Below are 3,508 nucleotides of genomic sequence, written 5' to 3'. Positions count from 1 at the left end.
GGTGAGCGCGAGCCGCAGCGCCGTGGCGGGATCATGATCCAGTGCCCAGGCGAGCGCGTGGTGCACGGTGACATCCTCGGCGTCCAGGCGGCTGAGGCCGGCCACTTCCCGGCCGCGCGTGTGTATCTCAACCGCGGCCGCCGTCGCCATCTCGGCCGCGTACGCGGCGAGGGCGGCGCTGACCTCGGCCTCCTCGCCGACCTCGGCCAGCAGCCCGCCCGCGTATACGCGCAGCGTTTCGAGCATCCCGTACCTGGACCGGCCATCGGGCCCGGTCCGCGGCGGAAGCACCAGCGAACAGTCGACCAGCCGCAGCACCACCCGTCCGGCCTCCGCGTTCGTGACCGCCTCGGCGGCGTCGAGAGTGAACGGCCCGGGAAAGGCCGCCAGCGCACGGAAGACCCGCTGCTCGGCGGCATCCAGTAGCTGGTAGCTCCACCGGACCGCGGCCGCCAGGGAGCGCTGGCGGTCGGCGGCCAGCCGGTCGGCCTCGGCCAGCAGGCTGAACCGGTCGTTGATGCGGTCAAGCAGTTGCGCCACGCTGAGCGCGTCCACTCGGGCCGCCGCCAGCTCGATAGCCAGCGGCAGGCCGTCAAGCCGGGTAACCAGCCGCGCCACGGTCGCGACGGTATCCGGGTCGAGGGTGAATCCCGGGTCCGCCTGCCGCGCCCGGTCCGCGAACAGCGTCACGGACTCACATTCCGCCGCGGCGGCCGGGTCGCCGGACGGGGGCAGGGTCAGCGGGCCCAGCCGGTACCGCGCCTCTCCGGCGATCCGCAGCGGCTCCCGGCTGGTAGCCAGTATGCGGACGTCATCGGCGGCTAGCAGGAGCCGGGCGCACAGCTCCGCCGCGGCGCCGATCACCTGCTCGCAGTTGTCCAGCACTAGCAGCAGCTGGCGGCGGGCCAGGGCGCGGGCCAGCGCGTCGGCGCCCGCTTCCGCGGGCAGATCGCGGATCCCCAGCGCCGCGCCTACCGTACGGGCTACCTGGGCCGGATCGGTCACCGCCGCGAGTTCCGCGAGCCACACGCCATCGGCGAACCGGACGCCCGTCTGGCTGGCTACCTGTCCGGCCAGGCGCGTCTTTCCGGCTCCTCCCGGGCCGGTGAGCGTCACCAGGCGGTACCGGGTCAGGCGGTCGGCGACCTCGGCCACTGCCTCGGCACGGCCCACGAAAGCGGTCAGCTCAGCGGGGAAGCCATAGCGGGCTCCTGTTGCGTCGGCCACGGCAGACCGTTCCACGGCCGTCACGGTACTCGTGTCTGGCATCGCGGTACAAACCGCCAGCTTAATGTCACGCACCGCCGCACCGCAGCCGGGAAGCGCGTGGTTAGCAGCTGTGCCGGGGCGACAGGCCCGCTATGCCGGGCCAGCGGTCGCGGTAGGTGCGCTCGGCGAAGTCAAGGAACGTGTCCACGTCGGCGAGCGTGGAGGCGACGCCGAGGGACACCCGGACCGCGCCGCCGGTCGGCAGCCCGACCAGGCTCAGGTAGTCATCCACCGACGACATCCCCGCCCCGTGGACGCGGAGCCGCCGCGCCCGCAGCACCTCCCTGGTCAGCCCGAACGCCCGCTCGCCAGCCCCCGGATTGCAGAAGCACCCGGTGCGCAGCGAGATGCCGGCTTCGGCCGCGTCCCGCGCCACCGCGCGCTCGTCGACCAACTGGCCCGCCGGGTCGAGGAAGTTCAGCGCGACCGTGGCGCCGCGCGCCTCGACGGACGACGGCCCGTACAGCCGGACCAGCGGAGCACCGGTGCTGTGCCGCATCCGGCCGAGGCACTCAAGCAGCCATCCGGTCAGCATCGACACTCGCTGGTGGATCAGGTCGACGCCGATGCCGCTGATCCAGTCGATCCCGGTCGTCACGTCGGGGATAGACAGGAAGTTCACCGTGCCGTCCTCGAACCCGGCCTCGTCGTCGAGCATCCGGTGCCAGCCGCCTTGCGCGCTGGCCGCGAGGATCGTGCCGCCGGAGAACCACGGACGGCGCAGCCGGGCGAGCGCGTCCCGCCGCGCCAGCAGGCAGCCCACTCCGGTCGGGAACCCGAACACCTTGTACCAGCTCATGGCCACGAACTCGGGCCGCACCGCGGACAGGTCCAGCCGGTTCGTGCCCAGGAAAGCCGCCGCGTCGAGCAGCACGTCGTACCCGTGGTCCTGGGCCTGCCGCACCCAGCCCAGCGGGTGCTGCACGCCGCTGAAGTTGGACTGCGCCGGGTACGCGAACAACCCGGCCCGGGCGCCGTGACCCCTGTCGAGCGCAGCGGTCACGTCGGCGGCGCTGATCCGCAGCTCGGTCCCGCTCAGTCCGGCATACGCGACGTGGGCGCCGCGCGCCTGCGCGTACTCCCTGATCCCGTGGACCGAGTTGTGGTTGTCGGCCGTCAGCACGAACCGGGTCCGCCGCCCCCACGGGTACGCCTCGGCGACCAGGCGGCAGGCGCCGGTCGCGTTGGGCGTGAAGATGACGGCGTATTCCGCCGCCGTGGTGTTGAAGAAGCGCAGCACCGCTTCCCGCGCTCGTGCTACCAGGCGCGTGGACGCGCTCGACGTGGGATTGTCCGAGTGCGGGTTGCCGTAGCAGCCGGCCCGCAGCCGCGCGGCGTGCGCGAGCAGCTGCGACTGCGCGGCCAGCCCTGCGCCGGTGTAGTCGAGGTAGACGTGCCCGCCCTCGTCCAGGTAGGAGTACTCCGTCGCCCGCAGCTTGTCCAGCCGGGCCGTCGCGGCGTACTCCGGATATGTAGCGTTAAAGTCGCTCATGACGATCCCCCTCGATCGCGCCCTGTCCTCCAAGATCGCACCAGGCAGCGGTTAATCGTCACTTCCGCGCTGATTAATGCACGATCCGCATGAAAAAGGAGAAAGGATCTATGGATTCCGAACGTACGGTTGCGACTGCGCTGGCTCACTACCTGTGCCAGGCGGGGGTGACGCGGGTGTTCGGGTACCCGGGGGAGTCCGTGGTCGACTTCATGGAGGCGGCCCGCGACGGCGGCCCGGCGATCATCGCCGCCGTCAGGGAGGCGAGCGCCGCGTTCATGGCCGAGGGCGCCGCGATGCGCACCGGCGGGATCGGCACGTGCCTGTCCACCCTCGGGCCGGGGTCGACCGCGCTGCTCAACGGGGTCGCGAGCGCCACCCTGGACCGGGTCCCGCTGCTGGCGATCTCCGGCCAGGTGGAGAGCTCCCGTGAGCAGTACTGGACGCACCAGCTCGTCGACCAGGGCCGGCTGTTCGCCCCGGTCACGAAGCTGGCCGCCCGGCTGGAGCCGGGCTCAGCGGACACGGTGCTGCGCAGGGCGCTGCGGACTGCCACGGCCGAACGCCCCGGGGCGGTGCACTTGACAGTCACCACGGATACGTTCGGGATGACTATGCAGGGTGGCGGCGGGACAGTGCCGCCGCTCGGCCCGGCCACCGGAAGCCTCGATTTCTGTGGCGACGAGCCGCTGCGGCAGCTGCGGGACGCGCGGCGGCCGGTGCTGCTGGCGGGCGGCGGCGCGGTGC

Annotated in this window: 3 protein-coding genes; 1 reads left to right on the top strand and 2 read right to left on the bottom strand. The window is 72.4% G+C overall.

From position 1 onward, the window contains the following. On the bottom strand, nucleotides 1-1,242 hold a 1,242-nt coding region (locus tag WA805_RS20280; protein WP_425243111.1), incomplete at its 3' end, for an ATP-binding protein. Between the two features lie 88 nt (nucleotides 1,243-1,330). Continuing rightward, a complete protein-coding gene (locus tag WA805_RS20275) occupies nucleotides 1,331-2,761 on the bottom strand; it encodes an aminotransferase class V-fold PLP-dependent enzyme (RefSeq protein WP_425243110.1) in 1,431 nt (476 codons plus the stop codon). Nucleotides 2,762-2,871: 110 nt separating this feature from the next. On the opposite strand from WA805_RS20275, the gene WA805_RS20270 reads away from it, so the two are divergent. Beyond that, nucleotides 2,872-3,508, top strand: a 637-nt coding sequence (locus WA805_RS20270) for a thiamine pyrophosphate-binding protein (protein ID WP_425243109.1), incomplete at its 3' end; no start/stop codon positions are given.

Source organism: Trebonia sp. (genome assembly GCF_049794275.1).
Taxonomy (GTDB): Bacteria; Actinomycetota; Actinomycetes; order Streptosporangiales; family Streptosporangiaceae; genus Trebonia.
This window is presented reverse-complemented; position numbering and strand designations above follow the sequence as displayed.

Bases quoted from the DNA above. Each gene is read 5' to 3' on its own strand.
- WA805_RS20275 (WP_425243110.1), bottom strand. From the start codon at position 2,761: ATGAGCGACTTTAACGCTACATATCCGGAGTACGCCGCGACGGCCCGG.